This is a genomic window from Janthinobacterium sp. FW305-128 (assembly GCF_020858135.1).
In the GTDB taxonomy this organism is placed as follows: Bacteria; Pseudomonadota; Gammaproteobacteria; order Burkholderiales; family Burkholderiaceae_D; genus Janthinobacterium.
Genome location: NZ_JACYMK010000003.1, coordinates 292146 through 312493, shown reverse-complemented (window position 1 = coordinate 312493; position 20348 = coordinate 292146). Strand labels below are relative to the sequence as shown.

The 20348-nt window shown below is 62.2% G+C and carries 17 protein-coding genes; 2 read left to right on the top strand and 15 right to left on the bottom strand.

Annotated features, from left to right (window positions below; translation table 11 throughout):
• Positions 1-17 precede the first annotated feature (17 nt).
• Complete coding sequence (locus IGS60_RS09060) at positions 18-1583, top strand: phospholipase D family protein (RefSeq protein WP_121668732.1); 1566 nt, start codon at positions 18-20, stop codon at positions 1581-1583.
• 96 nt (positions 1584-1679) lie between these two features.
• Here the strand turns inward: IGS60_RS09060 and IGS60_RS09055 are convergent, their stop codons facing one another.
• The 15 genes from IGS60_RS09055 to gyrA form a co-directional block, all read right to left on the bottom strand.
• Positions 1680-2342, bottom strand: coding sequence for a helix-hairpin-helix domain-containing protein (locus IGS60_RS09055; protein ID WP_070313774.1), 663 nt, complete (start codon positions 2340-2342; stop codon positions 1680-1682).
• 166 nt (positions 2343-2508) lie between these two features.
• A complete protein-coding gene (gene rfaE1, locus IGS60_RS09050; RefSeq protein ID WP_070219403.1) occupies positions 2509-3462 on the bottom strand; it encodes a D-glycero-beta-D-manno-heptose-7-phosphate kinase in 954 nt (317 codons plus the stop codon).
• Positions 3459-4826, bottom strand: coding sequence for a UDP-glucose/GDP-mannose dehydrogenase family protein (locus IGS60_RS09045; protein ID WP_230503867.1), 1368 nt, complete (start codon positions 4824-4826; stop codon positions 3459-3461). Before IGS60_RS09045 ends, rfaE1 begins: the two co-directional genes overlap by 4 nt.
• Before the next feature lie 79 nt (positions 4827-4905).
• Positions 4906-6081 (bottom strand): lipopolysaccharide assembly protein LapB, encoded by a 1176-nt coding sequence (gene lapB / locus IGS60_RS09040; RefSeq protein ID WP_070219401.1) that lies wholly within the window; start codon positions 6079-6081, stop codon positions 4906-4908.
• Between the two features lie 46 nt (positions 6082-6127).
• Positions 6128-6430, bottom strand: a complete 303-nt coding sequence (locus IGS60_RS09035; RefSeq protein WP_029496228.1) for a lipopolysaccharide assembly LapA domain-containing protein — start codon at positions 6428-6430, stop codon at positions 6128-6130.
• Between the two features lie 240 nt (positions 6431-6670).
• The gene (locus IGS60_RS09030; protein WP_008446215.1) at positions 6671-6976 is read right to left on the bottom strand and encodes an integration host factor subunit beta; all 306 of its coding nucleotides are present in this window, start codon (positions 6974-6976) and stop codon (positions 6671-6673) included.
• 17 nt (positions 6977-6993) lie between these two features.
• Positions 6994-8706 carry a 30S ribosomal protein S1 gene (gene rpsA, locus IGS60_RS09025; RefSeq protein ID WP_071650172.1) on the bottom strand — a complete coding sequence of 571 codons (1713 nt, stop codon included), beginning with the start codon at positions 8704-8706 and terminating at the stop codon, positions 6994-6996.
• Between the two features lie 119 nt (positions 8707-8825).
• Positions 8826-9494 carry a (d)CMP kinase gene (cmk, locus tag IGS60_RS09020; protein WP_070219400.1) on the bottom strand — a complete coding sequence of 223 codons (669 nt, stop codon included), beginning with the start codon at positions 9492-9494 and terminating at the stop codon, positions 8826-8828.
• A gap of 111 nt (positions 9495-9605) precedes the next feature.
• The gene (gene aroA / locus IGS60_RS09015) at positions 9606-10961 is read right to left on the bottom strand and encodes a 3-phosphoshikimate 1-carboxyvinyltransferase (RefSeq protein ID WP_230503865.1); all 1356 of its coding nucleotides are present in this window, start codon (positions 10959-10961) and stop codon (positions 9606-9608) included.
• 18 nt (positions 10962-10979) lie between these two features.
• Positions 10980-11888 (bottom strand): prephenate dehydrogenase, encoded by a 909-nt coding sequence (locus tag IGS60_RS09010; RefSeq protein ID WP_230503863.1) that lies wholly within the window; start codon positions 11886-11888, stop codon positions 10980-10982.
• Positions 11889-11892: 4 nt separating this feature from the next.
• Positions 11893-12999 (bottom strand): histidinol-phosphate transaminase, encoded by a 1107-nt coding sequence (gene hisC / locus IGS60_RS09005; RefSeq protein ID WP_070219398.1) that lies wholly within the window; start codon positions 12997-12999, stop codon positions 11893-11895.
• A 173-nt stretch (positions 13000-13172) separates the two neighbouring features.
• Entirely contained in the window at positions 13173-14243 is a 1071-nt protein-coding gene (gene pheA / locus IGS60_RS09000; RefSeq protein ID WP_099410369.1) for a prephenate dehydratase, read from the bottom strand.
• An 83-nt stretch (positions 14244-14326) separates the two neighbouring features.
• Positions 14327-15418: a 3-phosphoserine/phosphohydroxythreonine transaminase gene (gene serC, locus IGS60_RS08995; RefSeq protein ID WP_230503861.1), complete on the bottom strand. Its 1092-nt coding sequence runs from the start codon at positions 15416-15418 to the stop codon at positions 14327-14329.
• A 24-nt stretch (positions 15419-15442) separates the two neighbouring features.
• The gene (locus IGS60_RS08990) at positions 15443-16027 is read right to left on the bottom strand and encodes a DUF2059 domain-containing protein (protein WP_070219422.1); all 585 of its coding nucleotides are present in this window, start codon (positions 16025-16027) and stop codon (positions 15443-15445) included.
• 154 nt (positions 16028-16181) lie between these two features.
• Positions 16182-18860, bottom strand: coding sequence for a DNA gyrase subunit A (gyrA, locus tag IGS60_RS08985; protein ID WP_230503859.1), 2679 nt, complete (start codon positions 18858-18860; stop codon positions 16182-16184).
• 656 nt (positions 18861-19516) lie between these two features.
• Between gyrA and ompA the strand changes: the two genes are divergently transcribed.
• On the top strand, positions 19517-20227 hold the full coding sequence (ompA, locus tag IGS60_RS08980; RefSeq protein ID WP_070219395.1) for an outer membrane protein OmpA: 711 nt from the start codon (positions 19517-19519) through the stop codon (positions 20225-20227).
• Positions 20228-20348 lie beyond the last annotated feature (121 nt).

Genomic DNA, 20348 nt, shown 5'->3' with positions numbered 1-20348 from the left:
CGCTGACGGTGCGCCGCATGCTCGTCAAATTGCTGCTGCTGGCCACCTTGTTTGCCGTGCTCAGCATCGCTGCCCTGTACAGCTACGGGCGCTTCGCCGAACGCTCGCTGGGCGCGCCGGGAACGGCCTTGCCCGTGGCGACGGATGCCACCCTGCTCGACCGCGTACTGGCGCCCCAGCTGGCGCAACGGCCGGGCCACAGCGGCACGGCCCTGATCGACGACAACCTGGAAGCGTTTGCCCTGCGCGCCCTGAGCGCGCGCGAAGCGGGCCGCAGCATCGACCTGCAATACTACATCTGGCATAACGACGTCACGGGACGCCTGCTGGTGCGCGAACTGCTGCGCGCGGCTGACCGCGGCGTACGCGTGCGCGTGCTGCTCGACGATATCAACGCACGGGGCCAGGACGCCGCCATCCTCGCGCTCGACAGCCATCCGCTGATCGACGTGCGCATCTTCAATCCAAGCCGCAACCGCGACGGCATCTGGTGGCGCGCCGTGGAAATGGCCTTGCGCGCCGTCAGCCTGAACCGGCGCATGCACAACAAGGCCTGGATCGTCGACGGCAGGGTGGCCCTCGTCGGCGGGCGCAATATCGGCGATGAATATTTTGATGCCGCCGAGCAAGTCAATTTCCAGGATGCCGACTTGCTGCTGGTGGGACCCGCCGTGCAGCAGACGAGCGACATCTTCGACCGCTTCTGGAACAGCCGCGCCGTCCTCCCCATACGCGCCTTGCACGCCGGCAAGGACGCGGGCGCGCCGGAACTGCAGGCTGTGCGTGCGCGCCTCGATACGCTCACGGGCGAAGTGGGCGCTTCCCCCTACCTCCAGCAGCTGACCGATGCGGGCCAGCTGCAGGCCCACCTCGATGGCCGGCTGCGCCTGCACTGGAGCGGGCAAGTGCAGGTGCTGTCGGACCCGCCGGAAAAAGCCGCGCCCGTGGCCAGTTTGCAGCGCAGCGAGCACTGGCTCATGCACAGCCTGCTGCCGCTGCTGACGGACGCGCGCGAGGAAGCGCTGCTGACCTCGCCCTACTTCGTGCCCGGCGCGGCGTTGAGCACGATGCTGGCCGACAAGGTGGCGGCCGGCGTCCAGGTCCAGGTGCTGACCAACTCGCTGGCCGCCACCGATGTGGCCCTCGTGCATGCGGGCTATGCGCGCTACCGCCAGGCGCTGCTCGATGGCGGCGTCGCCCTGTTTGAATTGAAGACCCAGCACCGCAAGCGCATCAGTCTGATGGGGTCGAGCCGCGCCAGCCTGCATACCAAGGCCGTGGTGGTCGACGGCCAGCGGGGCTTCGTCGGTTCCTTCAACCTCGATCCCCGCTCGGCCCAGCTGAATACGGAAATGGGCGTGCTGTTCGACGATGCCGCGCTGGCGGCCGACATGCGCGCGCTGTTCCTGCATTCGACGGCGAGCGACACCAGCTATCGATTGTTCCTCGACAACGGCGCCCTGCGCTGGTCCGACGCCACCGAGCAGCCCGCCAAAGTGTGGACGCACGATCCGGAGTCCGGCTTCTGGCGCCGCCTGCTGGTGTCCGTGATGCGCTGGCTGCCGATCGAATCGCAGCTGTAGGTGTATAAAAAAAAAACCCCGCGCGGCCGGTACCACGCGGGGTTTTCTTCTCGTGCTGCGCGGCACCACCACGCAACACGCTTTACGACAAAACGCTTATTTTTTCTCGGCTTCCGCTTTCTTCGCCTCGGCGGCAGCCAGTTTCGCTTCTTTCTTCGCGGCAGCGGCAGCAGCCTTCGCTTCTTTCTTGGCAGCGGCAGCTTCCTTCTTCGCTTCGGCAGCCGTTTTCACGGGAGCGGCATCGGCCGCTGCAGCGGCAGGCGCGGCGGCAGCTTCTTTCTTGGCGGCAGCGGCGGCAGCCTTGGCTTCTTTCTTCGCGGCAGCAGCTTCTTTTTTCGCTTCAGCGGCTGTCTTGGCTGGCGCCGCAGCGGTGTCGGTCGCAGCAGCTGGCTTCGGTGCGGCTTCTTTCGCTGCAACTTCCTTCACAGCAGCTTCCTTTTTTACCGGGGCAGCTTTCGCCGCCGGAGCGGGTGCCGCCGGCGCGCCGGACTTGGCCTGGCCATTCACTTGCAAGCCCGCTTCCGACAACTTCACGGAACTTTTCGGACCGATGCCCTTCACGCGGCTTTCAAAATCGGCCCAATCCTTGAAGGCGCCGCCCTTGGCACGCTCGTCGATGATGGCTTTCGACGTGACGGGGCCGATGCCCTTGACGCTGTCGAGTGCCGCCTGGTCCGCCTTGTTGACATCGACCTGGGCAAAGGCAAAGCCCATCGTCGCGATCAAGGTGGCGATGGCCAGCAGTATTTTTTTGAACATGGGTATCTCTCCGTGGTGTGGTTTCAAGATGACTCGAACGCAAGGGAAGAGCAGCGCCTTAACGGCTTTAACGGCTGGGACGTGATACGGTTGACAAGACGGGACGGCGGAAGGATGGGAAAACCTGCGCCAGATCAAACGCTCCGGCGCAGGTGGTACAGCATGGTTATTGGGAGAACAGCTCGTCGCGGGTGACGGTGGCCGTGCCCAGCTTGCCGACGACGATGCCGCCGGCCCGGTTGGCCGTGCGCACGGCGTCGCCCAGGCCCATGCCGGCGCCCAGCATGGCCGCCATGGTGGCGATCACCGTGTCGCCGGCGCCCGAGACGTCGAACACTTCGCGCGCATCGGTGGGCATGTGCAGCACCTCGTCGGCCGTGTACAAGCTCATGCCCTCTTCGGAACGGGTCAGCAGCAAGGCGTCCAGGCCCAGCTGCGCGCGCATCTGCTGCGCGCGTTCCGTGAGCTGCTCTTCCGTGCTCCAGTTGCCGATCACGCGGCGCAGTTCCGACTTATTCGGAGTGAGCACTGACGCTCCCGTATAGCGGCTGAAATCATCGCCTTTCGGGTCGACCATGACGATCTTGCCGGCCGCCCGGGCCGCCTTGATCATCTCGGCCACGTTCACCAGGCTGCCCTTGGCATAGTCCGACAGGATCACCACGTCGTAGTGCGGCAAGAGGGCATTGAATTGCTTGAGCTTGTCGCGCAGCACGGTATCACTCGGTGCATCCTCGAAGTCGATGCGCAGCATCTGCTGCTGGCGGCCGATCACGCGCAGCTTGATGATGGTGGAAATGGCCGCATCGCGCTGCAGATAGCTGTGGATGCCGCCGCCTTCGAGCAGGCGCTCGACCTGGCTGCCGGCCTCGTCGTCGCCGACCACGCCCAGCAAGCTCGTCTTCGCTCCCAGCGCGGCCGCGTTGCGCGCCACGTTGGCCGCGCCGCCCAGGCGCTCTTCGCGCTTCTCGATGCGCACGATGGGCACGGGCGCTTCCGGCGAAATACGGCTGACATCGCCGAACCAGTAGCGGTCCAGCATCACATCGCCCACCACCAGCAGGCGTACCTGGGCCAGCGCGGCCGGCGCCGTCAAGGCGACTACCTCCTGGGCGCTCATGCGCGCGTCAGGATCGAGCGACCGATCCCGTGGTATTCGATGCCGTTCTCGGCCATGACGGCCGGCTCGAACAGATTGCGTCCGTCAAAGATCACTGCCTGCTTCAGGCGCGCCTTGACCTGCTCGAAGTCGGGGCTGCGGAAGGCTTTCCACTCGGTCACGATGACCAGCGCATCGGCGTCCTGCAGCGCATCCTTCGGACTGTCGGCAAAACGCACCCTGGCCAATTGCTCCGGCGTCAAGTCCAGTTGCAGCACGCGGCGCGCCTCGGCCATGGCGACGGGGTCGTACACGGCCACCGTGGCGCCGCGTCCCAGCAAGTCGGCCAGCAGCACGCGGGCCGATGCTTCGCGCATGTCGTCCGTATTCGGCTTGAAGGCCAGGCCCCACACGGCGAAATGCCGGCCCGTCAGATCTTCGCCGAAGCGAGTGACCACTTTGCGTCCCAGCACCTGTTTCTGCTGGTCGTTGACGGCTTCGACGGCGCGCAGGATCAGCAATTCCTGGCCGTGGCCGCGTGCCGTGCGCTCGAGCGCCTGCACGTCTTTCGGGAAGCAGGAACCGCCATAGCCGCAGCCCGCATACAGGAAGCTGTGGCCGATGCGCGGGTCGGAACCGATGCCGTGGCGCACGGCTTCGATATCGACGCCCACCTTGTCGGCCAGGTTCGCCAGTTCATTCATGAACGAGATGCGCGTGGCCAGCATGGCGTTGGCCGCATATTTCGTGAATTCGGCCGAGCGTACATCCATCCAGTAAGTGCGTTCGTGGTTGCGGTTGAACGGCGCGTACAGGCTTTTCAGCAATTCGCGCGCGCGTTCGCCTTCCGGCGTGGCGTCGACGCCGATGACGATGCGGTCGGGGCGCATGAAGTCTTCGACGGCCGCGCCTTCCTTGAGGAATTCCGGATTCGATGCCACCGAGAACGTGGCGGCCACGCCGCGCGCGTCCAGTTCGCCCTGGATGGCGGCGCGCACTTTTTCGGCCGTGCCGACGGGCACGGTCGACTTGTCGACGATGACCTTGAAGTCCGTCATGTACTTGCCGATGCCGCGCGCGGCGGCCAGCACGTATTGCAGGTCGGCCGAGCCGTCTTCATCGGGCGGCGTGCCGACGGCGATGAATTGCATCGCGCCGTGCGCGGCGGCCGCTTCGACGTCGGTGGAAAAGGTCATGCGTCCGGCGGCGCGGTTGCGCGCCACGACTTCTTCCAGGCCCGGTTCATGGATGGGGATGCCGCCGCTGTTGAGCAAGGCTACCTTCTGTGCGTCCAGGTCGAGGCAAAAGACGTCGTTGCCCAGCTCCGCCAGGCAGGCGCCGGTCACGAGGCCAACATAGCCGGTGCCGATAATAGTGATTTTCATGGATGTACCGTATGGATAAAAAGCAGGTCTTACATAGAAGTACACGCCACATTGCTCAGGGCAAGGTGACGTGTACGAATCAGTTCATGACGTTAAGTTCTTCTGTGCGGCGCGGTGGATACGTTTCCCACTTGTTGCAGCCAGGGCAGTGCCAATAGAACTGGCGTGCCTTGAAGCCGCAATGGCTGCACTGGTAGCGGGCCAGCTTCTGCGTGTAGCCGTGCACGAGGTTTTTCACCATCGACAGCTCGGACCAGATGGCGGCCGGGGCGTCCATCATGCGCGCTTCCAGCAGTTTGTCGAGGCCCAGCAGGGTCGGCGTGCGGCGCAGCTCGGCGCTGACCAGCTGCTTCGCCGCTTCCACGCCGTCGAGCTCGATAACGGCCTTGAAGACGACTTCGATCAGGTCGATCGACGATGCCTCTTCCAGGTAGGAACGCAGCAGGTTGACGCCTTCCTGTGCACGGCCCAGCTTGGTGTAGCCATCCATCAGGCGCTGCGCGACCAGGGCCACGTGCGGCACGCTTTGCTGCTCCACGCGGCGCCAGGTGGTCAGCGCGCCTTCCACGTCGCCGCGCGCCAGCAGCACGTCGCCCGTCAGGATGGTGGCGCGCACGCTCTTGCGGTCCGTCTGCAAGGCTTTTTCCAGCAGCGGCATGGCGTCGTCCGGCTTCATGTGCACGAGGGCGTCATGCGCCAGTTCGCAATAGAACTGGGCGATTTCCTTCTGGCGCGCGCCGGCGCCCGATTCCTGCAAGCCCACGGCCGCTTCGATGGCGCGTGGCCATTCCTTTTCGCGCTGGTAGATTTCCAGCAGCGCGCGGCGCGCCTGGGCCGCATATTGCGTGTCGACCAGGCTGTTGAAGGTTTCTTCGGCGCGGTCCAGCAAACCTGCTTTCAGGTAATCCATGCCCAGCTCGTAGGCGGCGTGGCCCTGCTGTTCCAGCGGCAAGTCCGGACGGGCCAGCAAGTTCTGGTGCACGCGGATGGCGCGCTCCGTTTCGCCGCGGCGGCGGAACAGGTTGCCCAGCGCAAAGTGCATATCGGCCGATTCCGGGTCCAGCTTGACGACTTCGATGAAGGCGTCGATGGCCTTGTCATGCTGCTCGTTGAGCAGGAAATTCAAGCCCTTGAAGTAATTGCGCGGCAGGCTGCGCGATTCCGACACCAGTTGATGAATGTCCACGCGCGCGGCGATCCAGCCCAGCGCGAAAAACATCGGGATACCCAAGAGCCACCAGAGTTCAAAATCCATGCGATTGTTTTTATTCGAGTAAGAGAGATAGGAGCGACGGCGCCGCTTACTGCGCGCTCACGCTGTCCGGTTGCGGCTGGACATTGCTGGCCACGCCAACGGTCTGCAGCGCGGCAATGGTGGTCTTTTGCTTGTTCGCTTCGCGGCGGTGACGGAACACGGTCGGCGTCAGCGCCAGTACGCCCAGGCTGGCGCCGGCGACAAAAAAGCCCAGCAGCATCAGGACCAGGGGGCCGCGAATTTCATAATTGAGGAAAACATGCAGGTCGACAACCTGCGCATTCTTCAGCGCAAAACTGAAGAACAGGACGAAAAGAACACAGCCAACGATGGTGGAGATGATTTTCATCGATAGGTCCAGAGTGAACAAAAAAATGCCCGTACCACATGGCACAAACGTAGAGTGCTGATCAAACCGTAGCGAGCGGCAGCGATTTGTGGCCGAGAAGCGCAACCGTACTGAAGTACGGTGAGCATCGCCGGCCGCAAAGCGCGACGCGCAGTAGGTTTGAGCAGTGCTCTACAGCATATTAACAAAAAAAAGCGGCATCCAAGGACGCCGCTCTTTATGTCGCCTTCCAGCAGACGATTAATCCTCGATGATCGGTTGCCCGACCATCGCGTCCACCCGCTCGCGCAACTGTTTGCCCGGTTTGAAGTGGGGTACCCGTTTTTCAGGAACCATCACCTTGTCGCCGGATTTCGGGTTGCGGCCGATGCGCGGGGGCCTGCTGTTCAGGGCAAAACTGCCAAAACCGCGGATCTCGATACGCTGACCGGTCGCCAGGGCGTTGGTCATCGCATCGAGAATGGTCTTGACGGCATACTCCGCATCCTTCGCCACCAGCTGAGAATAACGCTCAGCGAGGCGGTTGATCAGCTCGGACTTTGTCATCTGCCGTATCCGCAGTCTTAGTTCTTGTTATCGAACTTAGCTTTCAACAAGGCGCCCAGGCTGGTGGTGCCCGAAGCTGCGTTGTTGTCGGTAGCTGCCATCTTCTGCATGGCTTCCTGGGTTTCAACGTTGTCTTTCGCTTTGATCGACAGTTGGATACCACGGGCTTTGCGGTCGATGTTCAACACCATCGCTTCGACGGTGTCGCCAACTTTCAGGTGCGTACCAGCATCTTCAACGCGGTCGCGCGAGATTTCGGAAGCGCGCAGGTAGCCTTCAACTTCTTCGGACAGTTGGATCACGGCGCCTTTAGGCTCAACCGATTTAACGGTACCGGTGACCAGCGAACCTTTGTCGTTCATGGCTGCGAAGTTGTTGAATGGGTCACCTTCCAGTTGCTTGACGCCCAGGGAAACGCGCTCGCGCTCAACGTCGATGGCCAGAACGATGGCTTCCAGTTCGTCACCTTTCTTGAAGCGACGCACGGCTTCTTCGCCGGTTTCGGTCCAAGACAGGTCGGACAGGTGCACCAGACCGTCGATGTTGCCGGCCAGGCCGATGAACACGCCGAAGTCGGTGATCGATTTGATCGCGCCGCGGACTTTGTCACCTTTCTTATGGGTAACACCGAAGTCGTCCCATGGATTGGCTTTGCACTGTTTCATGCCCAGCGAGATACGACGACGCTCTTCGTCGATTTCCAGAACCATTACTTCTACTTCGTCGCCCAGTTGGACAACTTTGTTAGGAGCAACGTTTTTGTTCGTCCAGTCCATTTCGGAAACGTGTACCAGACCTTCGATACCCTGTTCCACTTCAACGAACGCGCCGTAGTCGGTCAGGTTCGTTACTTTACCGAACAGACGGGTGCTTTGTGGGTAACGACGGGACAGACCGGTCCAAGGATCGTCGCCCAGTTGTTTCACGCCCAGCGAAACACGGTTTTTCTCTTGATCGTACTTCAGGACCTTGGCGGTGATTTCCTGGCCAACCGTCAGTACTTCCGACGGGTGACGTACACGGCGCCATGCCAGGTCGGTGATGTGCAGCAGGCCATCGATACCGCCCAGATCCACGAACGCGCCGTAGTCGGTGATATTTTTGACGACGCCGGTCACGACCGTGCCTTCTTTCAGCGTTTCCATCAGTTTCTGACGCTCTTCGCCCATCGAAGCTTCGATGACGGCGCGGCGGGACAGAACCACGTTGTTACGCTTGCGATCGAGCTTGATCACTTTGAATTCGAGGGTCTTGCCTTCGAATGGGGTGGTGTCTTTGACAGGACGGGTATCAACCAGCGAGCCCGGCAGGAATGCGCGGATGCCGTTGGTCAACACGGTCAGACCGCCTTTGACTTTACCATTGACGGTACCGACGACGATTTCGCCCGATTCCATCGCTTTTTCCAGAGCCAGCCACGAAGCCAGACGCTTGGCTTTATCGCGCGACAGGATGGTATCGCCGAAACCGTTTTCCAGCGATTCGATCGCCACGGAAACGAAGTCACCAACTTTGACTTCCAGTTCGCCGTGGTCGTTCTTGAATTCTTCGACAGGGATGAATGCTTCGGATTTGAGGCCAGCGTTCACGATCACGAAATTGTGGTCGAGGCGCACGACTTCAGCGGAAATAACTTCGCCGGAGCGCATATCTTGACGCGACAACGATTCCTCGAAGAGCGCAGCAAAACTTTCCATACCGGTAGATTCGTTAGTTGTAACAGTAGACATAGGGTTCACACAGGTTATCCAGCAGAGATCGCACGATGCGACTTAAACTGGGTTAGGTTTTTGACACACCCGGACAGGCCAGGAGCCGTCAACGGGCACCACATAGCATAGAAATCACACTATTTTGCTGCAGCTGCATACCATTTCAACACGGTTTCAACGGCATCATCTGCCGTCATTGCCGACGTATCGAGGACATGCGCCCCTTCCGCGGGGACCAGCGGCGCAATCGCACGGTGAGTATCACGTTCGTCCCGCGCCTGCAAATCCATCAGAAGGTCTTCCATATTAGCAGAAAAACCCTTGTCTATCAATTGCTTGTAGCGCCGTTGCGCGCGCGCCTCGACGCTGGCCGTGAGGAAGACCTTCAATTGGGCATGCGGGAAGATCACCGTGCCCATGTCGCGCCCGTCGGCCACCAGGCCCGGCGTCTTGCGAAAACCCAGCTGCAAGCTGACCAGGGCATGACGCACAGTTGGCAATACGGCAATTTTCGACGCCGTATTGCCCACCTCTTCGGCACGGATCTGCTCGGTGACGTTTTCCTGCGCCAGCAGGATCTCGCCATTGGCGAAGTGGCAAGGCAAGTGCTCGGCCAGCTTGGCCAGCGCGTGCTCGTCGCGCAAGTCCGTGCCGCGGCGCAGCGCGCTCAGGGCCGTCAGGCGGTACAGCGCGCCCGAGTCCAGGTAATGAAAGCCCAGCTTGTCGGCCACGCGGTGCGCCACCGTGCCCTTGCCGGAAGCGGTGGGGCCGTCGATGGCGATGACTGGGATGGTGGATGTTGGCATTATTTTGTCACTTTAAAAAAACTAAACCCAAAAGGGCTGGGGTCAGACCCCCGCTTGCGTCAACGCCTGAACTGGCGTTGCGGGTGGAGAGGGTCTGACCCCGGATTTCGGTTAGATAAGGGTCTCTTTGGCAATCCCCGCGAAGGCGGCGAAATACTCGGGGAAGGTCTTGGCCACGCATTTCGGGTCGTTGATGCGCATCTCGTTGCCGCGGCGCGCGGCGCCGTCCAGCGAAGCGAGCGAGAAGCACATGGCCATGCGGTGGTCGTCATACGTGTCGATGGTCGCGGCCTGGATTTCGGCCGGCGGCGTCACGCGCAGGTAATCGGCGCCCTCCTCCACTTCGGCGCCGAGTTTGCGCAATTCCGTCGCCATGGCGGCCAGGCGGTCCGTTTCCTTCACCCGCCAGCTGGCGATATTGCGCAAGGTCGAGGTACCGTCCGCGTACAGGGCGGCCACGGCGATCGTCATGGCCGCGTCGGGAATATGGTTAAAGTCCATGTCGACGGCTTTCAGCACACCGTTCGAACGCGCCTCGATCCAGTTCTCGCCCATGGTGATGGTCGCGCCCATCTGCTGCAAGGCTTCGACGAAACGCACGTCGCCCTGGATGCTGTCGCGTCCCACACCTTCCACCCGCACGGGACCGCCGCCGATGGCGCCGGCCGCCAGGAAATACGAGGCCGACGAGGCATCGCCTTCCACGTGGATCGTGCCCGGGCTTTGATACTGCTGGCCCGGCTGCACGGTGAACGACTGCCAGCCGTCATGCTCGACGGTCACGCCGAAACGGCGCATCAGGTTCAGGGTGATCTCGATATACGGCTTCGAAATCAGCTCGCCCGTGACATCGATGGTCACGGCATGGTCGCGCGCCATCAGCGGCGCCACCATCAGCAGGGCCGTCAGGAACTGGCTCGACACGTTGCCGCGCACGGCGATGCGTTGCGCGTGAATGTGGCCGCGGCGGATGCGCAGCGGCGGGAAGCCCTGCTCGCCCGTGTACTCAATCTGCGTGCCGACGGCGTTCAGCGCGTCGACCAGGTCGCCGATCGGGCGCTCGTGCATGCGCGACACGCCGTGCAAGGTGTAGTCGCCGCCGATCACGGCCAGCGCCGCCGTCAGCGGGCGGATCGCCGTGCCGGCGTTCCCCATGAACAGGTCCGCCTCGTGGTGCGGGAACACGCCGCCGCAGCCTTCCACGTGGTGCACCTGGTGGGCGGTGGCCGGATCGCCCGTCAATTCATCCTGCGTCCATTTGACGCCCAGCGACGTCAGGGCAGTCAGCATGACGAAGGTGTCGTCGGAGGCGAGCAGGTCGATGATCTTCGTCGTGCCCTTGGCCAGCGCGGCCAGCAGCAGCACGCGGTTGGAAATGCTTTTCGAGCCGGGCAAGCGCACCGTGCCTTCCGCGTGCATCACCGGCTTCAGATCGATATGGTGGGGGTAGTGCTTGGTCTGGGTCATGCTGGAATCCTTGAGTATTTATCGTGTGGGCGCGGCCGGTACTTCCGCCGTTTCGATCGCCTCGATCCATTGCTGGCGCGCGTGCTGGGCGTTCGCATACACGCCCTCGATGGCGGCGCCGTCGTGCGCGGCCAGGTGGGCGCGCAAGGTCGTCAACTGCGCCAGGTAGGCGTCCAGTTCATGCAGCAGCGCCGGCTGGTTGGCCAGGCTGATGTCGCGCCACATTTCCGGCGATGAGCCGGCGATGCGCGTAAAGTCGCGAAAGCCGCTGGCCGCGTATTGGAACAGCAGGCCCGCGTGCGGTTTCTTGGCGATGTCGTCGACCAGCGCAAAGGCCAGCAAATGCGGCAGATGGCTGACGGCGGCAAACACCTTGTCATGTTCTTCAGGGCTCAAGGTGTGCAGGATGGCGCCGCAGGCGCGCCACGCGGCCGCCACGCGCTCGACGTCGACTGCGGCGTTCTCCGCCAGCGGCGTGAGCACCACTTTCTTGCCTTGATACAGGTCGATGATGGCCGCATCGGGGCCATTCGTCTCGCGTCCCGCGATCGGGTGGCCGGGCACGAATTGCGCCACCTTGCCCCCCAAGGCCGCGCGCGCGGCCGCCACCACGTCGCTTTTCGTGCTGCCCGCGTCGGTGACGATGGTGCCGGGCTGCAGGTGCGGCGCGATGGACGCCAGGATGGCGCCCGTCTGCGCCACGGGCGCGGCGACCAGCACCAGGTCGGCGCCAAGCAAGGCAGCAGCCATGTCGCCGCCGATCTCGTCGATGATGCCCAGTTCGAGCGCGCGCGCCATCGAGGCCGGCGAGCGGCCCATGCCGACCACCGTGCCGACCGCGCCCGCATGTTTCAAGGCGCGCGCGAACGAACCGCCAATCAGGCCCACGCCAAAGATGACTACCTTGTTCAGTGCAGGCGTCATCATATCGTCAGGCCAGCGCTTTCGTCAGCGCGGCGATGAGGATGGCGTTTTCCTGCGGCAGGCCGATGGAAATGCGCAGCCATTGCGGCAAGCCATAGCTGCCGACGGGACGCACGATCACGCCCTGCTTGAGCAATGCCAGGTTGACGCGCGCGCCCGCTTCATCATCGTCGCCCACCTTCACCAGCACGAAATTGCCGTGCGACGGCACGTATTCCAGGCCCAGGGCGTCGAACGCCTCCGTGAACTGCTGGTAGCCGGCCGCGTTGTTGCGCGCGCTTTGCTCGAGGAAGGCCTTGTCGTTCAGGGCGGCGATCGCGGCGGCCTGCGCCAGCGAGTTGACGTTGAACGGCTGGCGGATGCGGTTCATCAGGTCCGTCAGCACCGGCTGGGCGATGGCAAAGCCGATGCGCAGGCCGGCCAGGCCATACGCCTTCGACAAGGTGCGCGACACCACCAGGTTCGGATACTGGCGCACCCACGCCGTCGACTCGTACTGGTCGTCGGCCGACAGGAATTCGTTGTAGGCTTCGTCGAGCACGACGACGACATGCGCCGGCACTTTCTGCAGGAAGGCTTCCAGCTGCGCGGCCGATAGGAAGGTGCCGGTCGGGTTGTTCGGGTTGGCGATGAAGACCAGACGCGTGTCGTCGGCAATCGCCGCAGCCATCGCGTCGAGGTCATGGCCGTAGGCTTGCGCCGGCACGACGATGTGGCGCGCACCCAGGCCTTGCGTGGCCAGCGCGTACACGGCAAACGAGTACTGCGAGTAGACGACGGATTGGCCATGCTGCACGAAGGCGTGCGCGGCGATTTCCAGGATGTCATTGCTGCCGTTGCCCAGGGTGATCCAGTCGGCAGGCACGTCGTAGCGCTTGGACAGCACGGCTTTCAAGTCGAAGCCGTTGGCGTCCGGGTAGCGGCCCAGGTCATCGATGGCGGCGATCATCGCCTGCTTCGCCGATTCCGGCATGCCGTACGGGTTTTCATTCGACGCCAGCTTGACGATGGCTGCCTCGTCGAGGCCGAATTCGCGCGCAACTTCCGCGATCGGTTTGCCGCTCTGATAAGGGGCGATGGCGCGGACGTATTCTGGACCGATATTTTTAGACATGGTGTTCTTTAAAAGTTGGTGAATGATTAGGCTGGTGGCTGTTGTTGGGTTACGCTGCGCTAACCCAACCTACAGCTTACCGTGGTTGTTTGTTGGGTTACGCTGCGCTAACCCAACCTACAGCTTACCGTAGGTCGGATTAGCGCAGCGTAATCCGACACCAGTCAACGAAGTCACAAACTGACCGGATACGACCCCAGCACCTTGAAAAACGCCGCATTGCTCTGCAGCTCGGCCAGCGCCTGGGCGACGGCCGCATCGTGCACGTGGCCCTCCACGTCGACATAGAAATAATACTCCCAGCTGCCCATGCGCGCCGGGCGCGACTCGAAGCGCGTCATCGACACGCCGTGCTTGGCCAGGGGCGCGAGCAGCTGGTACACGGCGCCCGCCTTGTTCGGCACGGCCAGCACCAGCGAGGTCTGGTCCTTGCCCGACGGCGCCGTCTGCAAGGTGCCCACGACGGCAAAGCGCGTGCGGTTGTGCGGGTCGTCCTGGATATGGCCCTTGACCACGCCCAGCTTGTACTGCGCGCCGGCCAGTTCGCTGGCAATCGCCGCCACCGTGCCGTCTTCGCCGGCCATGCGGGCCGCCTCGGCATTCGAGGCCACGGCGCGGCGCTCGATATGCGGGTAGTTCTGGTTCAGCCAGACCTGGCACTGCGCCAGCGCCTGCGAATGGGCGCAGATGGACGTGACGCCATCCATGTTGCCGCTCTTCGTCATCAGGCTGTGGTGCACGGCGATCGCCACCTCGCCGCTGATGATGAGACTGGTCTGCAGCATCATGTCGAGCGTGCGGTTGACGGCGCCTTCCGAGGAATTTTCGATCGGCACGACGCCAAAGTCCGCCGTTCCCGCCTCGGCGGAACGGAATACTTCATCGATGGACGCGCACGGCAAGCCTTCGACGGCGCTGCCGAACTGCTGATACACGGCCTGTTCGCTGAAGGTGCCGGCCGGGCCAAGGTAGGCCACGGTCACGCGCTTTTCCAGCGAGCGGCAGGACGACATGATTTCGCGGAAGATGGTCTGCACTTCGCGGTTGCCCATGGGGCCGGGATTGCGCTCGGCCACGCCGCGCAGCACCTGCGCTTCGCGCTCGGGACGGAATACGGGTGCCTGCGTCTCGGCCTTCACGTGGCCCACCTGCTGGGCGATTTGCGCGCGGCGGTTCAGCAGTTCGAGGATTTGCGCGTCGATCGCATCGATCTGTTCGCGCAGCGGTTTCAATTTATCGGTCATGGATGGTTTGTTTCGTCAGCTGTACTTCAATCATGGCCGCGCGGCCTGCGCCGGCGGCGGGCCGGCGCGGTCGGTTAAGCGACTCAGCGTCCGGCAAACTCGTTCAAATAGGTGACCAGGGCTTGCACGCCCTCGATCGGCATCGCGTTATAGATCGATGCACGCATGCCGCCGACGGACTTGTGGCCCTTCAGTTGCAGCAGGCCGCGCTGCTTGGCGCCGGCCAGGAATGCTTCGTTCAGACTTTCATCGCGCAGATAGAACGGGATGGTCATGCGCGAACGGTATGCGGGGTCGACCCGGTTCTGGTAGAAGTCGTCCGCGTCGAGCGCCGCGTACAGCAGCGCCGCTTTCTCAATATTACGCTGTTCCATGGCTGCAACGCCACCCTGGCGTTTGAGCCACTGGAAAACCAGGCCGGCGATATAGATGCCGTAGGTGGGCGGCGTGTTGTACATCGACTCATGTTCGGCCACGATGGTCCAGTCGAAAGCCGACGGGCAGATCGGCAGCGCCTTGCCCAGCAAGTCTTCGCGCACGATGACCAGGGTCAGGCCGGCCGGGCCGATATTTTTCTGCGCGCCGCCGAAGATCACGCCGTATTGCGACACGTCGATCACGCGCGACAAAATGTGCGAGGACATGTCGGCCACGATGGTGGTGCCTGGCGGCACGCTTGGCGCCTGCTGGAACTCCACGCCGTCGATGGTTTCATTGGTGCAGATGTGCAGGTAGGCGGCGCCTGGCGTCAGCTTCCATTCGGCGACGGGCGGCACGCCAGTGAAACGGGCAGCCTTCGAGGACGCGGCCACGTTCACATTGGCATACTTGGCCGCTTCCTGGATCGACTTGCCCGACCACGAGCCCGTGTGCACGAAGTCGACGGTGGCCGGCTGCTGCGCGGCCAGGCCCACCAGGTTCATCGGGATGATGGCGTTCTCGCCCAAGCCGCCGCCCTGCAAGAACAGGATTTTGTAGTTCTCGGGCACGGCCAGCAGCTCGCGCAGGTCGGCCACGGCCTGCTTGTAAATGGAGATGAATTCGGGACCACGGTGGCTCATTTCCATCACCGACATGCCGCTGCCGTGCCAGTCCTGCATCTCGGCGGCCGCTTGCGCCAGCACTTCCTTGGGCAGAACGGCGGGGCCGGCGGAGAAGTTGTAGATATGGGTCACGATACGGTCCTTAGTGAAATGAAATTATTGGGGCGATTGCGTGGCCGCCCGCATGACCTGATCAAGCACGGCGTTCACGCGGGGGATCAGCACGCGCTGGCTGATGGCCATCGATTCGGCCGACAGCTGCGGCATGGTGGCCAGCATCTTGCGGCCCAGCGGCGTCTTGTAGAAGGCCGTCAGCTGCTCGACTTCCGGCACCGTGTAAAAACGCGCATACAGGGGCACCATTTCGTCGCCCAGCTCGTCGATCAGGGTCGGGTCGGCCAGTACCTGCGTCAGGGTGGCGATGGCCAGGGGGATTTCTTCCTCGGCGCTGGCCAGCGCGCGCGCCTTGCGCTGCTCGTCCAGTTTCGGGTTGCTGTTGATTTGCTGCTGCGCCGACTGGCGGATCATGGCGGGCACCGATTGCAGCATCTGGTCGAAGATGCTGCGCGTCAGTTGCGGGAACTGCATCGCGTCGAGCATGCGCCGCACGGCCACTTTCATGGCGGGGCTTGGCGCCGCCTGGCGGGCGGGCGTGGCTTGCGTGCTCTGGGCCAGGGCCGGCAGGGTCGCAAGGAAGGCCAGCGAAAACGCGGCGAAGAAGGTGGCGACGATTTTTCTCATGGCATGCGGGATGTTGAATGACTGGTAAAAGGGCACTGCCGGATGCATGTCGGCTTACGCCCGACGGGCTAAGCCGACCTACGAAATTCTGCTGGCAGCACCACGAAAAGACGCGCCAATAGCAATTGGGGCTCCCGAAAGAGCCCCAATCATCTTACTCCGGCTGGGCCGGGTCGACAGGATCGGCTGGTTCGGCCGCTGCCGGCGCGGCATCCGTGCCCGCCTCCGTCGTCAGCTCGACTTCGTCGATATCCGTTTCCACCACGCGCTGCAGGCCGGACAGCTTGGTGCCGTCTTCCACGGCGATCAGGGTCACGCCCTGTGTCGCGCGGCCCATCTCGCGGATTTCCGACACGCGGGTGCGGATCAAGACGCCGCCGGTGGTGATCAGCATGATTTCATCGCTGGCATCGACCAGGGTCGCGGCAACCACTTTACCGTTGCGCTCGCTGGTCTGGATGGCGATCATGCCTTTCGTGCCACGACCATGGCGCGTGTATTCGGTGATCGGCGTACGCTTGCCGTAGCCGTTTTCCGTGGCCGTCAGCACCGACTGCTGCTCGTTCTCGGCCACCAGCAGGGCGATCACGTGCTGGCCTTCTTCCAGGTTCATGCCACGCACGCCGCGCGCCGTGCGGCCCATCGGACGCACATCGTTTTCGTCGAAGCGCACTGCCTTGCCCGAATCGGAGAACAGCATCACGTCGTGCTGGCCGTCCGTCAGCGCCGCGCCGATCAGGAAGTCGCCGTCGTCCAGGTCGACCGCGATGATGCCGGCCTTGCGTGGATTGCTGAAGTCCTTCAGCGGCGTCTTCTTGACGGTACCGAGGCTGGTCGACATGAACACGTAATGGTCTTCCGGGAACGTGCGGTTCTCGCCCGACAGCGGCAGGATCACGGTGATCTTTTCGTTGTCCTGCAGCGGGAACATGTTGACGATCGGCTTGCCGCGCGAGTTGCGCGAGCCTTGCGGCACTTCCCACACCTTCAGCCAGTACATGCGGCCGCGATCCGAGAAGCACAGGATGTAGTCGTGCGTGTTGGCGATGAACAGCTGGTCGATCCAGTCTTCCTCTTTGGTCGCCATGGCCTGCTTGCCGCGTCCGCCGCGCTTCTGCGCGCGGTATTCGGTGATCGGCTGGGCCTTCATGTAGCCGGTGTGCGACAGGGTCACGACCATGTCCTGCGGCGTGATCAGGTCTTCCGTTTCCAGGTCGGTCGCGTTCAATTCGATCTGCGAGCGGCGCACGTCCTTGTTGCCGGCGCCGTATTCGTTCTTCGCCAGGGTCATTTCATCGGTAATGATGACGGTGACGCGTTCCGGCTTGGCCAGGATGTCGAGCAAGTCGGCGATATGTTCCATCACGTCCTTGTACTCGTTGACGATCTTGTCCTGCTCCAGGCCGGTCAGGCGCTGCAGGCGCATTTGCAGAATTTCCTGCGCCTGATCGTCCGACAGCTTGTACAGGCCATCCGTCTGCATGCCGTAGTGTTTCGGCAGGTTTTCCGGACGGTAGGCATCGACGCCGCCCGGCGTCGTGCCGTCGCCCGTACGGGCCAGCATTTCGCGCACGACGGACGAATCCCAGGCCTTGGCCATCAGCTCGACCTTCGCGATCGGCGGCGTCGGCGCGGCCTTGATGATGGCGATGAAGTCATCGATGTTGGCCAGCGCGACCGCCAGGCCTTCGAGCACGTGACCGCGTTCGCGCGCCTTGCGCAGTTCGAACACGGTGCGGCGCGTGACCACTTCGCGGCGGTGCGACAGGAAGCATTGCAGCATCTGCTTGAGGTTCAGCAGCTTCGGCTGACCATCGACCAGGGCCACCATGTTCATGCCGAAGGTGTCTTGCAACTGGGTCTGCTTGTACAGGTTGTTGAGCACCACTTCCGGCACTTCGCCCCGCTTCAGCTCGATCACCACGCGCATGCCCGACTTGTCGGATTCGTCGCGGATGTCGGAAATGCCGTCGAGCTTCTTGTCGCGCACGTTTTCAGCGATGCGTTCCAGCAAGGATTTCTTGTTGACCTGGAAGGGCAGCTCGTCGACGATGATGGCGATGCGGCCGCCATCCTTGCCGTATTCCTCGAAGTGGGTCTTGGCGCGCATGACAACGCGGCCGCGGCCCGTGCGATAGCCGTCGCGCACGCCGGACACGCCATAGATGATGCCGGCCGTCGGGAAGTCCGGCGCCGGGATCAGCTCGATCAATTCATCGATCGTGCAATCGGGGTTGCGCAGCACGTGCAGCGCGCCGTCGATGACTTCGGTGATGTTGTGTGGCGGAATGTTCGTCGCCATGCCGACGGCAATACCGGACGAGCCATTGATCAGCAGGTTCGGGATACGCGTCGGCAAGACCGTCGGTTCCTTTTCCTTGCCGTCGTAGTTGGGCTGGAAGTCGACGGTGTCCTTGTCGATATCAGCCAGCAGCTCGCCGGCGATCTTGTCGAGGCGGCACTCGGTGTAACGCATCGCCGCGGCGCCGTCGCCGTCGACGGAACCGAAGTTGCCCTGGCCATCGACGAGCATGTAGCGCAGCGAGAAATCCTGCGCCATGCGCACCAGTGTGTCGTAGATCGAGGCATCGCCGTGGGGATGGTATTTACCCATGGTTTCGCCGACCACGCGGGCGCACTTGACGTAAGGGCGGTTCCACACGTTATTCATTTCATGCATCGCGAACAAGACGCGGCGGTGCACTGGCTTCAAGCCATCGCGCGCATCGGGCAAGGCGCGACCGACGATCACGCTCATGGCGTAATCGAGGTAGCTCTTGCGCATCTCTTCTTCGAGGGAAATAGGAATTGTTTCTTTTGCGAATTGATCCATTGGCGGTTCGACTGATCTCAGGCTGTGGTTAACTTATCTGTTACGCAATGTATGACGCAATACTGCATATCCTGGGTGGCTGTCGTCGTGGAAGCCGCGCCGCGCGCTGCTGGCGTGGCCCGACTTCCATGTCGCAGAGTGCCAAAACAAATCGGCGGGCTGGCGGCAAGGCCAGTACGGGTACCGCAAGGATACGTGCTGGCCATGCAGTGCCGCCGTGGGCATTTGCCCGGCACTCTTAACAGTCAAGCGCACGATTTTAGCATGCGCGCCCAGCTACCTGTACAAATTGGCCAGACCAGCAACATTGGCAGTTTGCACCGGGGTCGTGCATGTTGCTCTGCCGATAATGCACAACGGCAATGTCAGTTCAAGACACCTGCCCTTAAAAGTGGCAAGAAAAGCGATCAATTGTTACAGATGCGTTACAAATGGGCATTTTCGTTGCGCAAAAACAACGCACGGTCTAAAATCGGGCAAGCTTTGATTTAACCACGGTCGTGCGCCCCTGATGCGTGTGGCAAAATGACTGGGAAGTTAATTGCTAGTTTCGCAATCTGAAACGAGCGCATATGGTCTACATGATAAAATCTTGGCACGTAGCACCAGTAGCGCAGTGTTGTTCTGCGGATATCACCCCCCGAAAGGAAAAAAGAATGAATAAATTTGTAACGCTGTTTTTCGCTGCATCCGCAGTGATTGCTGGCTCGGCTTCGGCCCAAACCCCAACCTCCCCACCATTCGCGCCAGTTACCACTGACATCCAAGCACCAAGCCCAAAAAGCGCTTACGTGCAAGATGCCCGCGGCGTGATCGTGCGTGACCCATTCGGCCTGTGCTGGCGCACCGGCTACTGGACACCTGCTGACGCAGTGCCAGGTTGCGACGTACCACTGTGCGTAGAGCCAGAAACCCTGCAAGACGGCAAATGCGTAGCACCTCCAGCGCCAGTCGTACCTGCACCAGCACCAGCACCAGTCGTGCCAGTGCCAGTCGTCGTTGCTCCTACCTCGGAAAAAGTCAGCTTCGCCGCTGATGCATTCTTCGATTTCGACAAAGCTACGCTGAAGCCAGAAGGCAAAGCCAAGCTGGACGAGCTGACCGCACAACTGGGCGGCATCAACCTGGAAGTCATCATCGCTGTGGGTCACACCGACTCCGTCGGCACCGATGCTTACAACCAAAAACTGTCGGTACGTCGTGCTGATGCTGTCAAAGCCTACCTGGTTACCAAAGGCGTTGAAAGCAACCGCGTGTACACCGAAGGCAAAGGCGAAAAACAACCTGTTGCTGATAACAAAACTGCCGAAGGCCGTGCGAAAAACCGTCGCGTGGAAATCGAAGTTGTTGGTACCCGCAACAAGTAATAGCTGCCCCCTCGACTCGGCGCAAATCATCGCGCAAGTCAAGAACAGCTGAAAAACCCCGCCACGGCGGGGTTTTTTTTCGTCCGTGGCTGCCCAATTGTAAAATTGCCGCTATTATTCG

What these genes read in the sequence shown, in the direction of transcription:
- IGS60_RS09060 (WP_121668732.1), top strand. Translation starts at nt 18, where the DNA reads ATGCTCGTCAAATTGCTGCTGCTGGCCACCTTGTTTGCCGTGCTCAGC.
- pheA (WP_099410369.1), bottom strand. Translation starts at nt 14,243, where the DNA reads ATGACCGATAAATTGAAACCGCTGCGCGAACAGATCGATGCGATCGAC.
- IGS60_RS09010 (WP_230503863.1), bottom strand. Translation starts at nt 11,888, where the DNA reads ATGATGACGCCTGCACTGAACAAGGTAGTCATCTTTGGCGTGGGCCTG.
- IGS60_RS09030 (WP_008446215.1), bottom strand. Translation starts at nt 6,976, where the DNA reads ATGACAAAGTCCGAGCTGATCAACCGCCTCGCTGAGCGTTATTCTCAG.
- lapB (WP_070219401.1), bottom strand. Translation starts at nt 6,081, where the DNA reads ATGGATTTTGAACTCTGGTGGCTCTTGGGTATCCCGATGTTTTTCGCG.
- rpsA (WP_071650172.1), bottom strand. Translation starts at nt 8,706, where the DNA reads ATGTCTACTGTTACAACTAACGAATCTACCGGTATGGAAAGTTTTGCT.
- hisC (WP_070219398.1), bottom strand. Translation starts at nt 12,999, where the DNA reads ATGTCTAAAAATATCGGTCCAGAATACGTCCGCGCCATCGCCCCTTAT.
- rfaE1 (WP_070219403.1), bottom strand. Translation starts at nt 3,462, where the DNA reads ATGAGCGCCCAGGAGGTAGTCGCCTTGACGGCGCCGGCCGCGCTGGCC.
- IGS60_RS09035 (WP_029496228.1), bottom strand. Translation starts at nt 6,430, where the DNA reads ATGAAAATCATCTCCACCATCGTTGGCTGTGTTCTTTTCGTCCTGTTC.
- IGS60_RS08990 (WP_070219422.1), bottom strand. Translation starts at nt 16,027, where the DNA reads ATGAGAAAAATCGTCGCCACCTTCTTCGCCGCGTTTTCGCTGGCCTTC.
- IGS60_RS09045 (WP_230503867.1), bottom strand. Translation starts at nt 4,826, where the DNA reads ATGAAAATCACTATTATCGGCACCGGCTATGTTGGCCTCGTGACCGGC.
- cmk (WP_070219400.1), bottom strand. Translation starts at nt 9,494, where the DNA reads ATGCCAACATCCACCATCCCAGTCATCGCCATCGACGGCCCCACCGCT.
- aroA (WP_230503865.1), bottom strand. Translation starts at nt 10,961, where the DNA reads ATGACCCAGACCAAGCACTACCCCCACCATATCGATCTGAAGCCGGTG.
- IGS60_RS09055 (WP_070313774.1), bottom strand. Translation starts at nt 2,342, where the DNA reads ATGTTCAAAAAAATACTGCTGGCCATCGCCACCTTGATCGCGACGATG.
- ompA (WP_070219395.1), top strand. Translation starts at nt 19,517, where the DNA reads ATGAATAAATTTGTAACGCTGTTTTTCGCTGCATCCGCAGTGATTGCT.
- gyrA (WP_230503859.1), bottom strand. Translation starts at nt 18,860, where the DNA reads ATGGATCAATTCGCAAAAGAAACAATTCCTATTTCCCTCGAAGAAGAG.